Below are 20,512 nucleotides of genomic sequence, written 5' to 3' on the forward strand. Positions count from 1 at the left end.
TGACTTCTACTGACTGAGATACTTATTAACCTTTCTTTGAAGTATCTTTAGGGTGCTCTCAATATTTTTATCCTTTTCGATAATACCCTGTATTTCACTGGTGGCTAAAGAAATAACCTCTTCATATTTAAATAGCTTAGGAACTGCAGTACCCTCTTCGATTATTTTGCTAAGAAGCTCATTATCTATTACCTTTTCACTTTCCTCCATGTATTCTTGAAGGATGTTCTCTGCTTCCTTAGAATCGGTCACTGCCTTTAATACAGAGGCTCCTTGGGAATATCTAAATATATCCATCTGTATTTCTTCATTATAGGTTAATAGCTTTAAGAACTCCCAGGCAAGCTCCTCCTCATCACTTCTATTGCTTATTCCCATGAGAAGGGTATTAACCTCAGATACATTATTATAGCCCTTGGCCGCTGGGAGAGTTATACATTCCCATTGAAAATTCATGTACTTTTTTATTTTATAGGGATAGGTTTTATAGGTTCTATAATCAGAAAAGGGTAAAGGCATGAAGGCTACTCTTCCACTATCAAAGTCCTCTTGAGTTACCTTTTGATCCTTATTGAGGGTATTAAGCTTCTGTACAAGCCTTACGGACTCAATGACGCTGTCATGGGCTATGTTTATTCTCATATTTCTTTCATCAAATAATATCCCTCCGCTTGTATACACTGCATCAAGCCAATCATAGTTATACATGCCAAACTGGTCTAGGGTTCCATCACCATCTAAATCCTTAGTTACCCTTTCACAAATAGAATAGAAATCCTCCCAGCTCCAATCACTTTTAGGAATATCAATTCCTTCCTTAGAAAGAAGGGTCTTATTTACAAACATTAAGGTTGGCACTGTTTCGTAAGGAAGGGCATACTGTACTCCTTTATGTTCCCCTGTGTGAAGGGTAGTTGCATAGAACCTTTCCTTATGAAAGGAGTCATCCTTTTCAATAAGCTCATCTATGTTCTTTAAAGCCCCTAGATTAACTAGCTGATTAAAGTCATCGGACAAAACCATGAACACATCGGGCTCTTCTCCTAACAAAAGCTTTCTAGAAAGCCATTCAGAATAATCCTCCTTTAGGATTCCACTGTAGTAGCTAACCTTGACATTCTTGTGTTCCTTCTCAAAGATTCCTATGGCCTTATCTATTATCACATAGCTGTTAGCATTAGCTACCTCCCAATTACTCCCTACAAATATTCCAATTTCTAAGGCTGTAGTCTTTTTATCAGAGTAATAGTTAACGGAGACATAAACAATAATGATAAACATAGCTATCAGAGCACTTATCTTAATTATTTTTTTAATCATAGCTGCTCCTTAAGGTCCATTCTGGTTACTCCCCTTTGGATTGCCCATATAGCCAGCTGAGTTCTATCTCTTAGGTTAAGCTTGCTCAAAATAGTACTTAGATAATTTCTTACTGTGCCTTCAGAAAAGGATAAAATATCTGCTATTTCCTTATTGGAATAGCCCAGCTCCACCTGTTCTATGATTCGCCATTCTGTTTTAGTAAGCTGCTCTATCCCTTTATTGAAAACCTCTATGGTAAAATCCAGCTTAGCCATCTTTGAAAAAAGCTTTAATACCTTAGTAGCAATATCAGGATTTATCATTGCCTTGCCACTGTAAACGGTATATATAGCTTCCACAAGCTCATCCATGGAAACCCCCTTTAAGAGATAACCACTAGCACCATACTTAAGGGCTGAGTATACGTATTCATCATCATCAAAGGTTGTGAGTATAATGATTTTAACCTCTGGATACAGCTCCTTGATTTTTTTAGTGCATTGGACACCATCCATCTTAGGCATTCGGATATCCATTAAGACCACATCAGGCATATACTTAGCAACTAAATTAAAGGCTTCTATACCATTAGCTGCAGCTCCTGAAATAGATATATTTTCTCTTGAACCCAAAACAATCTGCAGACTCTGACGAATCAATTCTTGATCATCAGCAATCAGAACCTTAATCATAGCTTCACCCCTGCCTTATAGGTATTTTTGCTGTAACAGTAAAACCCTTTGACCCTTCAAACCACACTCTGCCCTTCAAGAGCTCTACTCTCTCTGCTATATGTCTTATACCAAAGCCCTTCTTAATAGTCTTGCAGCCAATGCCATTATCCTTTATTATGAGGGTTATCTCTTCATCCTTCTCACTAATTTGCACCCATATCTCCGTGGCCTTCCCATGCCTGATTGCATTTGTTAGACTCTCCTGAATTATCCTATAAATCGTATCCTCTTCATCAGGACCAAACTTAAATCTATTTGATTCCCAGTTGAATACTATATGAGCACCAGCAACAGCTTCAATCTCTCTTATCATGTTATTTATAGCTGATTCAAGGGATAATCTTTCAAGGGCATCGGGTCTTAGCTTGTTTACTGAACGTCTAACATCCTTTATTCCCTGCCTGGTTACCTCAGAAATAATCTCCAGCTGTTTTTTTGTGTCCTCCGGGGACTTATCCACTATGGTGATGCAGGCATCTATTCCAGCAGCAATCCCTGTTAGGGTATGTCCTAAGGTATCGTGTATTTCTCGAGCTAATCTATTTCTTTCTCTTGTCTCACCCATCTTTTCAGTTATAGCAGAATACTGCTTCAGCTGTTCATTGGCTATTTGTAATTCTTCATTAGATATAGTCAATTTATCATAGAGAGCCTGAACCTCATGTATGGTACCTCTCTGGCTCTGAATCAAGGTAATACAGTATAAAATAAACACTGCAATATTAACTGATGAAACAATATTATAAAAGCCTTTTAGATATTGCTGAGATAGTGAATCATAAATGCTAAAATAATCCTCTAAGGAATAAAGCCTAAAGCTCATAGAGATTAGATCATAATCGGCAATGAGAATACAGATAAGAGTAAATACCATCAACAGATATCTCCATCGATTTCCCTTAGTATAGGTTATTACATTTGCCATAACTAAAAATAATATCCCATTATAATTAAAATTTAATAAATATATTATCCATATACTACAGAGAAAATCTACGATTACGGTACTGTACAAAACCTTTGTGCTATTAGTAAAAATAAATTCTCTAAGTATAAAGGATATTATAAGCAGGAGAAATAGCAGTCCCGATTGAATCAGAATCTTAGATGGATTTCCAGGCAAAGCACTAACCTTATTAATAAATTCTCTAGCCATAAATCCTTCAGTGATTCTATTGGTAGTTATATAAATAAATATAGTTATGAAAAATATAGCTATAAAATTTATATTTATTATAAGTATCTTTAAAAGCTTTAGCGAATTATTCTTATCCTGTAGCAAGCTAATTACTCCCATCCATTAATATCAAAGGCACTTAAATTATCCCTGGTTATGAAGGTTACCGGCACCTCAATATATTCCTCTATCTCTTCTCCATTGATGTGTTTATAAGCAACATCGGCAGCAATCCTTCCAATTTTACCGGGATATTGACTGCTTGTCCCCGCTAGATAGCCATCTCTCAGCATCATTTTTCCATCGGGGGAACCGTCAACTCCATAAATGAGAATATTACTACTCATATGGTGAGATTCTAATGCTGCCAATGCACCTATGGCCGTTGGATCGTTACCACCCATAACCACATTAAAATCTATTTCAGAGGAAATAATCTCATCCATAACCTCCATGGCTACCTCCAGCTCTCCTGAAGCTGGTTTTTGAGCCACAACCTTAAAGCTTGGATTACCTTTTATGGTATCCTTAAAGCCTTTTATCCTTTCAGATATGGAATAAATATCTGGTTCATCTAAGATAACAATATTCCCCTGTGACAAATTAGCCATCATGTCTCTGGCGCATTGTACTCCTGCATTATAATTATCAGAGATTATTACTGATACTACATAGCTGTAGTCATATACCAAGGTATCTATATTAAATACTGGTACCTCTGCCTCATAGCAGGCTTTTAGTGCTGGCTCCACTGCCTTCCAATCCACGGGATTCAAGAAAATCGCTTCCACCCCCTCCTCAAGCATTTCGAGGATTTGGCTGTTTTGCTTTTCTTGATCCTGGGCTGGATCTCTTGTTATCAGTATATCTCCATTGGATTCAACAACTTCCTTTATACCTTCATTTAGGACCTTAAAATATGGATTATTCATGGTCATATAGGTTGCTCCAAATTTTATGGGTTTATCCTTTATGAGCCAATCGCCCCTATATAATATTAAAAATAGAAAAAGAAGAAAAATTAACTGAAGAGCTACAGCAATTAGAAAGTCTATTCTCTTACTTGAATACTTCATATATTCTCTCCTTTATTTTCTATAATTTCAAAATATTATAATTATTTTATCATATCTGCTGTAGTTATTCTATTCCGTTGCTCTTCTATTCTTTATGAAATCTATAAATACAGCCAGGAGGATCACAGTACCTTTTACTACATACTGCCAGAAGGAATTTACATTGAGGAGGTTCAATCCATTATTTAGCACTCCAATGATAAGTCCTCCGATTATTGTTCCTCCAATTCTTCCAGAGCCACCGGCCATACTGGTTCCACCTACAACTACTGCAGCAATGGCATCCATTTCTGCCCCTTCCCCAGCAGTTGGCTGTCCTGAGTACATTCTAGAGGCTAGAATTATTCCAGCGAGGCCTGCCATGAGTCCAGAGTAAGCATGGACAAAGAACTTAACCTTGGCTACTCTAATCCCTGAAAATACAGCTGCCTGAGCATTACCACCCACAGCATAAATATGTCTTCCTATCTTGGTTTTATTCATAATTAAGCCTGTAATTATAAGAACTATAAGTAATATAATTACTGGAGTAGGAATATTACCAATATAACCAGCTCCAAGAAATTGCCATTCCTTAGTAACTACTCTCACGGGAGAGCCTCCTGTATATACATAGGCAAAGCCCTTGGCTATATTCATTGTTGCTAGGGTTACTATGAAGGCTGGGATTTTTGTTTTAGATATAACGGCACCGTTGAACATGCCGGCTATAAGTCCCACCATCAAACCCATGATTAAGGCCACGGGTAGAGGCAGATTATATCTTACAACTCCTCCTGCAGCAATACAGCCTGATAGGGCTATTATTGAGCCTACGGATAGGTCAATACCCCCAAGAATTATTACCATTGTCATGCCACAGGCTAAAAATAGGTTAGAGGATATTTGTCTAAGTACATTGAATACATTTTTTGTGGTTAAAAAGGAAGCCTTCGTCGCTGGATTTAGAGAAAGAAAAAGACAAAGGATAAAGAGTGCCACAATTATCCCTAGATTATCCTTAATCCATTGAAGCACGCCATTTTTTATTAAGCCTAAGGGGCTTTTTTTGTTTACTGTTATCTGCGCCATTTATATTCCTCCTTATTTCTATAAGCCTCTAATATCACTTAGCTGCTAGCTGCATAATTCTCTCTTGAGTTGCTTCCTCATGGCTTAAGCACCCAACAACCCTTCCCTGACACATGGCATAAACCCTATCACTCATATTAATTATTTCTGGCAACTCAGAAGAAATCATTATTATTGATACTCCTTCCTTTACAAGCCTGTTCATGATAGAGTATATTTCTGATTTCGCTCCCACATCTACACCTCTAGTGGGTTCGTCTAATATTAGTATGGTGGGATCTGTAGCCAGCCATCTTCCTATCATAACCTTCTGCTGATTACCACCAGATAGCTTGCTTACTAGCTGCTTTTGTGAAGGAGTTTTAGTTCTCATGAGATCAATATATTCTTTTGTTATATTCTCTTCTTTTTTCTTATGCACAAATATACCTTTTATAAATTTTGATAGAACCTCTATGGTGGAGTTATATCTAACACTCTGAGCCATGTATAAGCCTTCGCCCTTCCTATCCTCAGGGACTAAAGCAATTCCATTTTTTATAGCTATGGAAGGACTGCTTATCCTTATCTTCTTTCCATTGATATATATATCACCACTGTAATCAGGGGTAAGTCCAAAGATGCATTTCATAAGCTCTGTGCGACCAGCTCCTACAAGGCCTGCAAAGCCTATAATCTCTCCTCTTCTAAGATTAAAGGAGGCTCCCTGAACCTTCTTCCCATCGGATATATTTTCACAGATAAGGACTACCTCTCCTGGAGTTAAATAGTCTCTGGTATAATACTTTTCTAGTTCTCGTCCTACCATCATTTTAATGAGCTCATCCTTGGTGGTTTCCTTAACAACCTTTGTCCCTATATATTTACCATCCCTCAATACCGTTACCCTATCACATATTTCTTCTAGCTCACTCATCTTGTGGGAAATATATATTATTCCTACACCTTTCTTTGTAAGGCTCCTTATGGTATCGAAGAGGAAGGCAACCTCCTTATCGGATATGGAGGAGGTCGGCTCATCCATAACCAGTATTTTAGAGTTGTAGGATATAGCCTTAACTATTTCTACCATCTGTTGCTGTGCTATTGTCAGGTTTCTCACTAAGGCGTGGGCACTGACATCTATATGATAGTCATCTAGAAGCTTCTGAGCCGCTTGATACATTCTATTTTTCATTACCAGGTGCCCTTTTATTGGCTCCTTTCCCAAAAAGATATTTTCTGCTACGGTCATGTGGGGAACTAGTACTAGCTCTTGGTGGATTATTGAGATTCCACTTTTTTGTGCATCCTCAACATTCTTAATTTCCACTGGTTTTCCATCAATAAATATCTCTCCTCCATCGGAGGTATATATTCCACCTAAGACCTTGATCAAGGTGGATTTCCCTGCGCCGTTTTCTCCTAAAATCGCATGAACCTCACCATAGCGGAGCTCATAATCCACCCCATCCAGAGCATTGACTCCAGGAAAGGTTTTAGAAGTATTCTTCATATTAAGCAATGCTTGTGTCTCCATTTAATATATCACCTGCCTCTGCAAATATCCTATTATTGGATGTATAAATTAAATAAGGCAGCTCCTTATTCTCTTTCAATAAAAGAGTACTTTAAAGAGCTGCCCTTATCCTATTGCCAGCTATCAGTTCCGTATTCTGATACGTTATCTGAGGTTATTAGGAAGGTTTCTACTGGATATCTATCTTCCAGGGTTTCACCATCAAAATACTTGTACATAACCTCTGCGGAAATCTTTGCGATATTAATAGGTGATTGAGCACCACTTCCTTCTATCAAAGAGTTGCCTGAAGCAATCTCCTTCTTAATGTCTGGGGAACCATCTACTCCATAGATAAGGACATCCTTAAGTCCTGCAGCATTGGCAGCAGCTAAAGCACCAAGAGCTGTAGGGTCATTACCACCAAATATAGCAACTACGTCATCATTTGCTTGAAGTAAGTCTTCAGCTATTCCCATAGAAACCTCTAGGTTACCCTTTGCATCCTGCTGTGCAACTACATCAAAGCCCTTACCCTTTATAGCATCTAAGAAGCCATTGGTTCTGTCAGTAACTGAGTTCATGGTTGGGGAGTCTAAAACTATAATCTTTCCACCACCGGGAACCTTCTTTACTAGATCTTCACCACATACAAGACCTGCATTGTAATTGTCTGAGCCTACATAAGCTGCTGCATAGGAAAGGTCAGCAACCTCCGTATCGAAGTTTATTATAGGTATTCCAGCATCCTTAAGCATATCAAGGGCAGGTAATATACCCTCTGCTTCTGCTGGGTTAAGGAATATGGCGTCTATTCCTTGAGTTATCATATCTTCTATCTGTGTTATTTGTAGAGAAACATCATTTGCTGGATCCGCCGATATAAGCTTGTCCCCCTTAGCTTCTACTGCTTCTCTAATAGTTTTTTCTAGGATTACAAAGAAAGGGTTAGTCCCATCCATACAGGTATATCCAAAGGTATAGCCATCCTTAGGTCTTTCTCCTAATTGACCCTTATCACCGCCGTCACTATCAGGACCTTCAGTGCTACAGCCACTAAGTACACCTACAATAAGGATGAAACCAAGTAATAGACTAAATAATTTTTTCTTCACTTTAATACCTCCTTAGGATTATTTAAGTCAATTATATTAGTTATACGTTTACATTACAGCTGTAAAATGTAATTGTTTTCCTGTTACATTTGTCATATAAATAATATGATTTTTTAGGCTTTTATATTACATTTGTACCTAATATATAGCATAGGTGCATAATTTATTGACCTATACATTTCCATTTGATACAATCTGAGTAAATAATTCCTAATAGGAGAGGTGTGAGTATATGTTAGTAACTTTAAAGGAGATTCTAAAAGAGGCCAGGGAAAAGAAATATGCTGTAGGCGCCTTTAATGCACCGAATCTGGAATCACTACTGGCTGTTATGCAGGCGGCAGAGGAGGAGCAGGTTCCTGTGATAATTCAGCATGCAGAGGTTCATAATGATTTAATCCCTCTTGATATAATCGGTCCCATAATGCTGGACCAGGCAAGAAAGGCTTCCGTTCCTGTGGTGGTACACTTAGATCATGGCTCCAGCTTTTCTCTCTGCATGAAGGCCATGAAGCTTGGCTTCACCTCCATAATGTATGATGCCTCCACTAAACCCTTTGAGGTTAACATTGAAGAAACTAAAGAAATAGTAAAGATTGCCCATTCCCTTGGGGTTTCCGTAGAAGCAGAGCTGGGCCACATGCTTTCCTCTTCTGTGGGTGCTGGTGAAGGGAAGGGAGCAGTATCCCTTTCAGATTATGCCAGTACTGATGACTGCTATACTAATCCTGAGCAGGCAAAAATATTTGTAGAAGAAACCGGTGTGGATGCCCTAGCAATATCCTTCGGTACCGCTCATGGCATTTATCTGCAGAAGCCAGTACTGGATCTAGATAGGATAACTAAAATCAAAGAAAAGATAGACATCCCCTTTGTGATGCATGGAGGCTCAGGAGTTTCTGACGAAGACTTCAGAACTGCAATAAATAACGGTATAACTAAAATCAACTATTATACTTACATGGCACTAGCTGGAGCAGAAAAGGTAGCTGAATATATAAACAGCCACGGTCCTGAGGATAAGATTTTCTTTCATGATCTTTCAATAGAAGGTATAAGAGGGATGAAGGAAAATGTTAGGAAGGCGATGAGGGTTTTTTACGGGAAATAATAAAAAAAGAGATATGGTATTTGATCATCTACTCTTCACCTCATGCTCTGAAAAATTAGATCTAATCTTATCTCTTTTGTTTTTAATTATATTTATACTAGGGTATTTAGTATAAAGTCCTTTTTTCAAACTTATTTCACATTAGTATTCCAATGTAAAACTATTTTTGCCAAACAACTCTATTAACATAATCAGTATATGATAGTATTATTCTAAGAACCTTTTCAGATACATTAGGCATACTATAGTCTCCTACCAGCCTTAATGTACCTTTATCCTGCGTTTCTAGTATCTCTAGACCCTGAAGTATTCTGTCCTTCTTCAGTCCAACCATCATCACTGAAGCTTCTTCCATAGCCTCAGGTCTCTCGTGAGCTTGTCTTATATTGAGAGCCTTAAAATGTAAAATAGAAGATTCTTCACTGATAGTTCCACTATCACTAAGAACTGCCTTTGCTTTGGTTTGAAGTTTATTATAATCATTAAATCCTAAAGGTTTTAGAATTCTTATTAGTTGATTAAACTCTATCCCTTTTAATTCAATCATCTTCCTAGTTCTAGGATGTGTACTTACTATTACAGGCATATTATACTTTTCTGCTACAGAGTTTAGAGTATCAACTAAATCTAGGAAGTTTATCTCTGAATTTATATTTTCTTCTCTGTGAGCAGATACTACAAAATATTTACCATCTTCTAACCCTATTCTCTCAAGTACATCAGAATTCTCAATGTCTTCTTTTCTTGAATTTAGAACCTCAAACATCGGACTTCCTGTTTTAATTATTCTATCAGAAGGGTAACCTTCTCTTAAAAGATATTCTCTTGCTATATCACTATAAGTGAGGTTAATATCAGCTGTATGATCAACAATCTTCCTGTTAGTTTCCTCTGGAACTCTCTGATCGAAGCATCTGTTACCTGCCTCCATATGGAATATAGGGATTTGTCTTCTTTTTGCAGCTATAGCACATAAACAACTATTTGTATCTCCAAGCACTAAAAACGCGTCTGGCTTAACCTCTGCCATTATCGGGTCTATCTTGATAAGAATATTTCCTATGGTCTCGATAGCGGTGCCTGTAGCTGCATTAAGAAAATAATCAGGTTTTCTCAGATTAAAATCTTTAAAAAAAACCTCATTTAATTCATAATCATAATTCTGTCCTGTATGAACAAGGATATGCTCTATTGCTTGAGATTCTTCTAACTTGCTTATAACAGCGGAAAGTCGTATTATCTCAGGTCTTGTTCCAACAACTGTCATAACCTTTAACTTCTTCATATATCTAAACCTCCAAATAATACGTATCAGGCTTTTCAGTGTCAAACTGTTCATTTGCCCACATTACTGTAACCATATCTGTTTCTCCTAAATTTTCAATATTATGTGTATATCCTGTTGGTATATCTACTACTTCCAGCTTATCTCCGCTAACATAATATTCAATTACCTTATCTGAGTCAATTTTTCTAAAACGAATAACTCCCTTTCCACTCACTACAAGAAACTTTTCATTCTTTGTATGATGCCAGTGATTTCCCTTGGTTATTCCAGGTTTCGATATGTTAATTGAAACCTGTCCTCTTTCAGATGTCTTAATAAACTCAGTGAATGACCCTCTATTATCAACATTCATCTTAAGTTTATAACTAAAATTATCTTCAGGAAGATAACTCAAATATGTGCTATAAAGCTTTTTTGTAAAGTTATCAGACACATTAGGTATTGATAGTTGGTCACGACTTTTTTTGAAAGAATATATTAAATCAACAATCTCACCTAAAGTTATGGTATGCACCATAGGGACTACACAAAAATCACCATCTTTATTTTCCTTACCAGTAAGTGCATTTATTAGTTCTTCTACCACATCATCTATATAAACTAGATTCATAACCACACTTGGATCATTAACAGTAATGGGGATATTACGGGCAATATTATTACAAAAAGTAGCTACAGCACTATTATAATTTGGTCTACACCACTTCCCAAATACATTAGGAAACCTATAAACAAGTATTTTAGCTCCGGTATCTTTTCCGTAACTAAACATTAAATCCTCTCCAGCCTTTTTGCTCTTCCCATAAGGATTATCTTGTTCAGCCTGGATAGATGAAGATATCATAATAGGGCAGTTATTTTTATGTTCTTTAAGCTTATCTAATAATATAGATGTAAATCCAAAGTTTCCTTCCATATATTCAGATTGTTCCTTTGGTCTGTTAACACCAGCTAAATGAAAAATAAAATCTGCTTCCTGACAATATTCCTCTAATAATAATTGGTTAGTATCAATATCATATTCAAGTATATCTAAATATTTTCTATTCTTAAGCTCAGCAATTAGATTTTTTCCTATAAATCCTTTTGCACCAGTGATTAGTATCTTCATATTGTCACCAAGCCTTTCTTAAACTACATCTTACTAGTAGCTGCTTCATTTTTTACATTCCAATATTCTAATTCTTTTTTAACATAATCTAACGCCAGTAATTTTTCTTTAATCTGTTCTATATTCAATCTTTCTGTATTGTCTGAGTTATACTCCTCTTGAGAAGATAACTTTCTATCACCATCTACAAAATACTTATCATAGTTAAGATCTCTTTATCAGCCGGTACTCTGTAGAACCCCCCCATATCCTCTGCAACAACATACTCTTCTTTTGTAAGAAGTGTTTCATATCTTTTTTCTCCATGTCTTGTACCAATAATCTTTATCTCGTTATCAACATTAAATAACTCTTTAACAGCCTTAGCTAAATCTCCGATAGTAGATGCTGGTGACTTCTGTACCATAATATCCCCAGCCTCTGCATTATTAAAAGCAAATACAACTAGCTCAACAGCCTCTTCAAGGCTCATTAAAAATCTTGTCATTCCAGGATCCGTTACAGTCAAGGGTTGTCCATTTTTTATTTGCTCTATGAATAACGGAATCACTGACCCCCTTGATGCCATAACATTTCCATATCTAGTACCACAAATAACTGTTTTCTCTGGGTCCACAGTTTTTGTTTTTGAAACAAATACTTTTTCCATCATAGCCTTAGATATCCCCATAGCATTGATAGGATATGCTGCTTTATCAGTAGACAAACAGATAACCTTTTTAACATCATACTCTATTGCAGCAGTAAGGACATTATCCGTTCCAATAACATTAGTTTTCACTGCTTCTAAAGGAAAGAATTCACATGAAGGAACCTGTTTAAGTGCTGCAGCATGAAATATATAATCTACACCATGCATTGCATTCTTAACACTTGCAATATCCCTAACATCACCAATGTAAAATTTAAGTTTATCATTATGATAAAGCTTTCTCATATCATCTTGTTTCTTCTCATCTCTAGAGAATATCCGAATTTCTTTTATATCTGTATTTAAAAATCTGTTCATTACAGCGTTTCCAAAAGAGCCTGTACCACCTGTTATTAACAAGGTTTTATTTTCAAACATTTGTTTTCCTCCTTACTAATTCAAATATTTTATTAAATAAATCACCAAATAATCCTTTCTCATACTTATTTAGTGCAAAATTCCACATGAGTACTAGATAAATAATACTTATAGCTAATACTTTAATCGTAAATGAGATTAAACTTACAGAAGGAAATAAATATTGTAATAACAGTCCTATACAAATCGTTACTGTCAAAGGAATAATCATTTTCAAATGACATTCTTTAAAAAATCTAACTAAATTTATTCTCAAAATTTTATAATATACAATATTCATCCCTATTACCTGACCTATAATATTGCCAAGAAAAATTGCAAGGCTAGAACCTATAGCTCCATATTTTTGAGAAAACAACGTCGAAAGCACAAAACTTATGACAGCTGTTGCAATATGGCCTAATGCTCTAAATTTCATCTCATTAAGCGCTACAAGAGCTGTATTTCCTATTTGTTGAGTAAGTGTAATTATACAAGGCATAATAAGCAATACAGCTACATAGTAAGAATCTAAAAAATTTTCTCCCATCCACAAAGCCATAAACTCTTTACCCATTGTTAAAAAACCAACAATCAATAGACCTACTAAAAATAACTGAATTCTCCCTACTTTTATCATTAGATTTTCAATCTCCACTGAATTATCATTTTTTACAGTCATCTTTGTTACTTTAGGCAAAAAAAGACCATTCAGCGCATTAGCAAATGTCCAAATATAACCTTCTATTGTCATAGCAACTGAAAATAAAGAAATTTGTATACTCCCAGCCAAAGCACCTAAAACGGTGGGGGTAATATTTAATATAAACCTCTGTGCTATTGCTATAACTGCCGTCCAAACAGAGAAGTTTAATATCTCTTTCAATAACTCATTATCTTTTATTTTAAAATTTATTTCTATTAAATTATTTTTATATATATATATTAGTTTCAATACTATTGTTATAATACCTGAAATTGCATTAACAATTACTAAAGAATATAGCTTATATCCCAAAAGTAATACTATAACCATAGTTATGACTGTAATTATTTTATTCATAAGATCAGCTAACTTTTGAAAAGAAAATCGCTCATTTGAAATTAGAATGCCATTTAATGGCATAAAAGGAAATGAGGCTACGCTATACAAAGCAGCTATACAAAATACTATACGAAATTTCATTAGCTCCATTGATGTTAATTCTGCATATATAACATCTGCAAATATTATAATTGCTAATAGGAATATGAAAATAAAAATATCAATAAATATATATATCTTAAAAGTTATACCTAAAAAATCTTTTTTCTTCTTCTCATTATTCTCAGCATTATATTTTGAAAGAAAACGTGATACAGCTTCCCCAAGACCAAAATCTATGGTAAAAAAACTTATAAGAGTAACTGCTAATGAATAAAGACCATATTCTGATTGACCGATTTGTTGAACCATCCAAGGAGTATATATAAGCCCTGTAGCTATATTAAAGAAAATAGCTATATAGGACATAATAGCACCATATCTTATTTGCTTTGTTGAATCTATTTTAGTATCTATTTTAGTATCTATTTTTTCTTGCATTTTGCATCTCCATAATTCTTTGGATTCTTAAACAACCTTTTCACTATTTTTCAGGCACCCAGCTAGCGCTAAATTATAATCTAATGATTTATTAGCAAGAGTGAAAGTTCAATTATGCTACATTTTACAGTCTGTATATTTCTAACTTATGTTAAATCTACTACACTACAATTTCCATCACTAACCATAATTTTAAAATATTAATCTAAGCCAAGATTTCTATTTCACCAATCATTAATGATTTATAAATTTCTTAGTTCATTAAACCATTTATTATTTATAATATTGGATGCACTGCATGGACCATAATCATAAAACTTAATTGACTTGCTATTTAATAATTCTTTAGATATATTCAATAACCGTTCCGCCGCAACATTAGCATTCCAACTATTAATAAGTGTATAATATGCACTTTCTCCATACATCCGTCGCTTTTGAGGATTATCCATTATATATTTAACCTTATTATAGAAGTCATCAATATCACCATACCTATAAATTAAACCATTTTTTCCATTTTCCAAAAGATAAGGTACAGACCCAATTGCATGACTAGCTACTACAGCACATCCACTATTCATGGCTTCATTTAATACCGCACCCCAACCTTCTTGAAAATTACTAGTAAACAAGAATATATTTGCTGACTCCATATTTTCTCTAACTTTTTCTGGCGACATCGAACCTAGAAACTTCACACAATCAGATAACCCGTACTTATTAACTAGACATTTTAAGCTTTCTTCACAATTACCATTTCCAATTATATCTAAGGAAAATGAATAACCATCTTTCTTTATTTTTTTTGCAATCTCTATTGCATCTTTTGTTCTTTTGATATCAATTAAACGCCCAACCCAAAGAAATTTTAAAACATCATGAGACTTTTTCTTAAACAAATCATCTAAATTCTGCTTTTTTGCTTCAGGAAAGTATCCCCATTTCAAACATTTATTTTCTGGAAAGCCACATAACGATAAATCATAAGATGTAAAAGCGCTAGCTGACAGAATATAAAGATTATTTTTTTTATACTTCACATATCCATCTACAATTTTTTTCCTCGTTGTAGGAATAAATCGACGATATGTACCTCTTTTGAAAAAACGCTCTGCATATTTAAATGTTAGTTTATCTTGCTTAATACGAATATCTATATACTCATTAGGTGCAGATCCTAGAATTACTACATCGCTCTCTAAAGCAAGTAATCGGGCCTTTTTGTATTCATTTTCACCATCATAAGTTCTTAGCACAAAAGAATATTCTTTATTTATATCTGCATACCCCATCATTAGTCGTTCTTTTTTAATAGGCTCTGTTGCTACAAATGTGAATCCCTCTCCAATTAAATTAACCATCGCTTTACAAAATGGCAATTGATGATGATTTAGAAAGTTGGAATAAAATGTAATTCTCATAATTAATACCTTCCCCTTAAGCATACTCTTTAACATTTACACGATTCTGTTTACTGTATACATTAATTATTAAGAAAGAAAACATCATACACAAAACAAAATTATCAGAAAACATGGCAGAAAGACTAAAATATCCAATTAATAGTGTTATTAATGGAAAGAAAGAAAAAACATATTTTTTGATCTTCTCGTTACCTTTTATTTGCTTATAAATAATTATATATAGCAATATATTTGATGTGGCGCCAAACAAGCCAAAAGTAGAAACTGTCTCAACTAACACATTGTGATGAGTTTGATTTATTAACCCCTCATTCATTAAATTGTAGAAGTTTCCTAAACCAAATAATGCATTTTTAACACTTTCAAATGTTTTTGTAATATAGAAATTCCAAATAATTAATCTCCCGTTTCCAGTTGCCATACTCTCTGCTTCAAATCTAAGAGCTATACGAACATATAAATTATTTATTAAATCCGAAAAAATAGTAATCGCTAATACAATACCAATTAATAATAGAATTTTTTTTGACACAGTTAATCTTGATTTTTTTATCATTATAAATATTAGTGCAACAATATTGACAATTGATGCAATAATATAAGTTCTTGACAATGACATAGCTCCTGCAATAGCCAAAACAATAGCAATTAGCACATTATAAATTTTTGGAGTATTACTTATAACTAAATCTATAATTAAAACTGAAACCGCAAAAGCAATGGTTGTCGAATAATAATTCCTATCATTTCCGATAGACGAAAAAATAGTCGAAAATACATCTATACCCTTTATTGCATTATAAGCATATGCAGTAGCTATCATTACAAGACATCCAAAAATAAATGAAGCTTTTATCTGATTGTATAAATCATAAATTTTATCATTTTGTGATACTACATAAACAAATAATATTATGTCAATAATATATCTAATTAATGATGTAAATAATGAAAAACTATTAGTTAAATAAAAAGTTAAAATACAGTTAAGTAAAAATAAAATTAACCCCAGCATTAGTGTTTTATTTATAAATATTTTTTTATTTTCTTTTATCAATAACATTATAAAAGTTGCTAGAAGCAAAATACCAACTGTACTCTGTCCGCTATTTACAAAAAGGAACATTCTAATATTTGGTATATAGAACATAACCATCAAAATTAAATCCTTAGTAGGATACAATAACACCGGAACAAGCATTGCAAACAACCCTATATACATAAAAATGGTTATTCCAAAAGTATGATATATGAAATACAGTATTGTTGATATAACTGGAAAAAAGTATAAACGACGATTTTTAATTTCAATTCTACTATTGCCTTTATTCATTTGATTACCCCTTGATATTCCTATACAAACTTATATATTCTTCATACTTTTTATTCATGTCATATAAATCGCTTGCTCTTTTTACACAGTTTGTAGAATAATCCTTTTTTTTATTATTCTTTATAGTATTAATTGCACTCATTAACCCATTAATATCACCTTTATTAACTACAAGTCCAGTTTTTTCACTAACACATTCATTACTTCCTCCGGTATTATATGTAATTACAGGTAATCCACATGCAAGAGCTTCAAGATTTACTGTAGGAAAAGTATCTTCCCATGTAGGATTAACAAATACATTTGCAGATGAATATAAATCTGCTAAATCTTGGATATTATGAGTTCGAGTAATCCCCATAATATTTCTAGGTAATTGTTCTTTCTGTCTTTCTGTTAGACCCACTAATACAATTTTGTAATTTTCATCAAGTTTTTCTTCAAGTTTAAAAAAATCGGTTAACCCTTTACGACTACTCCAGGAACTAGCAACACCAAGTATAATATGTTTATTGCTTAATTCATTTTCTTCCCTAAAGTTATTATTACGTGGTCTAAAAAGTTCAGTATCTATTCCATTATTAATAACCTTAATATCATATTTATTTAAGAATGATTGCTTTACTAAGCTCGCTAACCATTGTGAAGGTGTCACAATACATAAATTATTTACAGAAGTAATTAATGACTTTTTCTTTTCCCATTGCTCTTTTGATCTATCAAAAAACCAACTAGTTGGATAAGAATCTATTTGAGGGCAATCATAGCATCCTGTTTTCCACCTATCACAACCTATATAATCGAAATGAACACAATGCCCTGTAAAGGACCAGCAATCATGTAAGGTCCACACCACAGGCTTGTCAATTCTAGACAAATATTTAAACAAAAGCTCAATATTTACATAAAACCCATGAATATTGTGAAGATGTACTATATCAGGTTTAATACGATCTAGCTCCTGTATTAACTGTTTAGTCGCAAGTTTCGAGGCATAGCCATGCCATCCTAATAATCTAGTATGTAATTGGTGTGTTTTTATGTTAAAGTTATTTCCGATTTTAATTCCTAAAGAGTAATCACTATATCCTATTCCATATATTATGTAATTTTCAATATTATTTTCCACCATCTTTTTACTTAAGTTTACCGCAATCCTGCCAGTACTTCCAACACTACAAACAGAATTAATCTGAACAATTTTCATGCTTTACTCCTTAAATTCTTCAACTCTATATGTATATTTTTTATTTATAATATCTGATTACTAAGTTTCCCACACAGTCACTATATCTAATAGTAGTTATTATATTTTTTACCAATATCTATCTAACCTCACTCAAATTAATATTTTTTTGATTAGACAACAATAGCATAATTTTTCATTACTATCCTATTTATGCTAGTTAATTACTACAACGGTTAAAATGTATTTTCATTTTACAAAAAAATCTAACCATCTTAGCATATCCTTATGTTCCTCCATCTTTCTACTTACTGTTCTAATACTAGTCACCCTGCTCTAAAGCAGGCATAGATTCTACGTTCCTTTTGCCACATGGCCGATTAGTACCTGCTATGCATTATCAAACGGTTTAGACATTTGCTTCAAATGGTCTTCTTATTATACTCATCGTACTACCTCTGAATTCCGTTTTATTACTTTAACAATTTAAGGATTTATAATATTCTAAGTCAATCCGCTTATAAATTCTAGTTATCAACCTTGCTGATGATAGTATAGACCTCATATTCTTAATAGTTATTCAGTTTATACACAGACTGCTATAAATCTAGGAATATTACAAACCCACTCCATTTTACCTTACAACATTGTATAAGTAAAAAAACATCTACTATGATCTTTTTTTCGATTGCAGGCGACTTCCATGTACATCTTTTTGTAACATCTATCCAAAGCATAATGAGTACATTTATTAGTATAAAACAATCAATCATAAAGTGCTAAAATTATTGGGATATCATTTTCATCAAGATAAAACAAAGATATCTCTAAATTAATATAATTAACATAAAGTTTTATTAGTTGAACAAATTTAGACTGAGTATTGTTTATTCAACTCAATAATTTACAGGTACGAGTTATTGAAAAATAATCCTATTATTTAATAACTCTTTATAATAATCCATATATTTTTTATCTAAGAGGTTGTCTATTTCAACTTCTCTTTGACGGACAACCCCATCAGAATTAGCGATAATCCTTTATAGTAATCATCCATTAAGAAAATCCGGTAATACCTTGTTTGTTTAACCTATGATACACATACCATTAATAATACTAATTTGTATGATTTTCATTCTTATCTTCATCTATCATTAACTTAAGGTCTTGATATAACTTCTTCTGAATCTCATTAATTTGATGATTTCTTTTTCCACAATTCCAAGCTTTATTTGCATACTCTTCTAAAATATCATTATTTGTTTTAATCTTTTGTAGTAGATCATAAATTTTGTTTTCGCAATTAGCAATTAAAGCTGCATCATTCTTTATAAGATAGTCTATACTCGCTGCATCTTCCCAACCGATAGCCATAACTGCTCTTCCACTATTAAGGCAATCCACTATCTTAGTAGAAAATGATAATCTCGTTTTTTGTTTTTCTATATCTTCAAACGATTCTAAATGAAGAACAATATCCGACTTTCTATAAGCATCCTTTATTTTGCTAGCAGGAATTTTGCCCATAAATTTAGTATCTCCATTTATAATCATTTGTTCTTCCATTTGCTTCGTAGGCTCATATTGTGAATAAATCGATAACTCAAAATGTCTAGTTTCGCAATTAATCCTTTGAATTGCTTTTGCTAAAAGTGAAAGAGTTTTCCATCTACCATATAGAATTGACCCAATATAAATAATTTTTATCGGAGATTCTTTACTTGGCGCTCTATAAAATGGCTTTACAGAAAAATCTGCTCCTTTATACAGTAATTTCATCTCTTTACCTATTTTCTTCTGATATTCCTCTTGTTGCTTAACTGATATACAATAATTAATATCCGCCATCAATGTACTTTTAGTAACGGACTTAATCCTCTTTTTCTCATACAATCTATTTAATAAATTACTATTTTTACTAATTGACATATAATCATCAGCATGAAATAAAGCAATTTTAGCATTGGTTTTTTCTTTTACATACCATAATATTCTATGAGTATATGATGTAGAAAAAGCCGGTGCGAAGATAATTTCAGGTTGAAAGTCTTCCAAAAACTTATTAAGTTTTAAGCTATTCCACTTTCCATAATCCCATAGAATCTCTTGTAATAACAATGCATATTTAGATTTTTTTCTCCTAAAGTAACTATAGATTTGTTCATCTGACTGAACTTGTTTTTGCGAAATAGTGTTATTTTTATCATCGTTTATATCCATTTCGAAATAAGTGCCGATATCCAAATTACGTATAGCAACTGACTTTAGAACTTCCGAATCAGTAATTGAAAAATATTTCATACAAATTTTATTCGATGGTTTAGCTGATCTAAAATATAAGTTTGCTAAGTTTTCTTTCTGCACACTTGAAAATAAATTTGATAAAGTGTTTCCTAAACTGTTAGTTTCATCCCATGGACTTCTACTTATTATTAATATTCTCATAATAT

General features: G+C 33.4%; 15 protein-coding genes and 1 pseudogene. 1 reads left to right on the top strand and 15 read right to left on the bottom strand.

What is annotated here, in order from left to right; all coding sequences use genetic code 11:
• Window positions 1–6: 6 nt before the first annotated feature.
• The 7 genes from ACPWSR_RS04070 to ACPWSR_RS04100 all read right to left on the bottom strand — a co-directional run bounded on the left by ACPWSR_RS04070 (window position 7) and on the right by ACPWSR_RS04100 (window position 7,973).
• Window positions 7–1,320 (bottom strand): ABC transporter substrate-binding protein, encoded by a 1,314-nt coding sequence (locus ACPWSR_RS04070; RefSeq protein ID WP_426350428.1) that lies wholly within the window; start codon window positions 1,318–1,320, stop codon window positions 7–9.
• Window positions 1,317–1,994 (bottom strand): response regulator, encoded by a 678-nt coding sequence (locus ACPWSR_RS04075; protein WP_426350429.1) that lies wholly within the window; start codon window positions 1,992–1,994, stop codon window positions 1,317–1,319. Before ACPWSR_RS04075 ends, ACPWSR_RS04070 begins: the two co-directional genes overlap by 4 nt.
• A 4-nt stretch (window positions 1,995–1,998) precedes the next feature.
• Window positions 1,999–3,318: a sensor histidine kinase gene (locus ACPWSR_RS04080; RefSeq protein ID WP_426350430.1), complete on the bottom strand. Its 1,320-nt coding sequence runs from the start codon at window positions 3,316–3,318 to the stop codon at window positions 1,999–2,001.
• A 5-nt stretch (window positions 3,319–3,323) separates the two neighbouring features.
• A complete protein-coding gene (locus ACPWSR_RS04085) occupies window positions 3,324–4,289 on the bottom strand; it encodes a sugar ABC transporter substrate-binding protein (protein WP_426350431.1) in 966 nt (321 codons plus the stop codon).
• 69 nt (window positions 4,290–4,358) lie between these two features.
• Window positions 4,359–5,360 (bottom strand): ABC transporter permease, encoded by a 1,002-nt coding sequence (locus tag ACPWSR_RS04090; protein WP_426350432.1) that lies wholly within the window; start codon window positions 5,358–5,360, stop codon window positions 4,359–4,361.
• Between the two features lie 34 nt (window positions 5,361–5,394).
• Complete coding sequence (locus ACPWSR_RS04095) at window positions 5,395–6,879, bottom strand: sugar ABC transporter ATP-binding protein (protein WP_426350433.1); 1,485 nt, start codon at window positions 6,877–6,879, stop codon at window positions 5,395–5,397.
• A 110-nt stretch (window positions 6,880–6,989) separates the two neighbouring features.
• The gene (locus tag ACPWSR_RS04100; protein ID WP_426350434.1) at window positions 6,990–7,973 is read right to left on the bottom strand and encodes a sugar ABC transporter substrate-binding protein; all 984 of its coding nucleotides are present in this window, start codon (window positions 7,971–7,973) and stop codon (window positions 6,990–6,992) included.
• A gap of 232 nt (window positions 7,974–8,205) precedes the next feature.
• Between ACPWSR_RS04100 and ACPWSR_RS04105 the strand changes: the two genes are divergently transcribed.
• Window positions 8,206–9,084 carry a class II fructose-bisphosphate aldolase gene (locus tag ACPWSR_RS04105; protein ID WP_426350435.1) on the top strand — a complete coding sequence of 293 codons (879 nt, stop codon included), beginning with the start codon at window positions 8,206–8,208 and terminating at the stop codon, window positions 9,082–9,084.
• Window positions 9,085–9,244: 160 nt separating this feature from the next.
• Here the strand turns inward: ACPWSR_RS04105 and wecB are convergent, their stop codons facing one another.
• The 8 genes and pseudogenes from wecB to ACPWSR_RS04145 all read right to left on the bottom strand — a co-directional run bounded on the left by wecB (window position 9,245) and on the right by ACPWSR_RS04145 (window position 20,507).
• On the bottom strand, window positions 9,245–10,369 hold the full coding sequence (gene wecB / locus ACPWSR_RS04110) for a non-hydrolyzing UDP-N-acetylglucosamine 2-epimerase (protein WP_426350436.1): 1,125 nt from the start codon (window positions 10,367–10,369) through the stop codon (window positions 9,245–9,247).
• A gap of 4 nt (window positions 10,370–10,373) precedes the next feature.
• Window positions 10,374–11,483 (bottom strand): capsular polysaccharide biosynthesis protein CapF, encoded by a 1,110-nt coding sequence (locus ACPWSR_RS04115; RefSeq protein ID WP_426350437.1) that lies wholly within the window; start codon window positions 11,481–11,483, stop codon window positions 10,374–10,376.
• Between the two features lie 23 nt (window positions 11,484–11,506).
• Window positions 11,507–12,552: pseudogene (locus ACPWSR_RS04120) on the bottom strand (polysaccharide biosynthesis protein).
• Window positions 12,545–14,116 carry an oligosaccharide flippase family protein gene (locus tag ACPWSR_RS04125; protein ID WP_426350438.1) on the bottom strand — a complete coding sequence of 524 codons (1,572 nt, stop codon included), beginning with the start codon at window positions 14,114–14,116 and terminating at the stop codon, window positions 12,545–12,547. Before ACPWSR_RS04125 ends, ACPWSR_RS04120 begins: the two are co-directional and overlap by 8 nt.
• A 242-nt stretch (window positions 14,117–14,358) precedes the next feature.
• The gene (locus ACPWSR_RS04130; protein WP_426350439.1) at window positions 14,359–15,540 is read right to left on the bottom strand and encodes a glycosyltransferase family 4 protein; all 1,182 of its coding nucleotides are present in this window, start codon (window positions 15,538–15,540) and stop codon (window positions 14,359–14,361) included.
• Window positions 15,541–15,556: 16 nt separating this feature from the next.
• Window positions 15,557–16,876, bottom strand: coding sequence for an O-antigen ligase family protein (locus ACPWSR_RS04135; RefSeq protein WP_426350440.1), 1,320 nt, complete (start codon window positions 16,874–16,876; stop codon window positions 15,557–15,559).
• A 4-nt stretch (window positions 16,877–16,880) separates the two neighbouring features.
• Entirely contained in the window at window positions 16,881–18,083 is a 1,203-nt protein-coding gene (locus ACPWSR_RS04140; protein ID WP_426350441.1) for a glycosyltransferase, read from the bottom strand.
• 1,095 nt (window positions 18,084–19,178) lie between these two features.
• Complete coding sequence (locus ACPWSR_RS04145) at window positions 19,179–20,507, bottom strand: glycosyltransferase (protein ID WP_426350442.1); 1,329 nt, start codon at window positions 20,505–20,507, stop codon at window positions 19,179–19,181.
• Window positions 20,508–20,512 lie beyond the last annotated feature (5 nt).

This window comes from Alloiococcus sp. CFN-8 (assembly GCF_049943125.1).
Taxonomy (GTDB): Bacteria; Bacillota; Clostridia; order Clostridiales; family Clostridiaceae; genus JAEXZL01.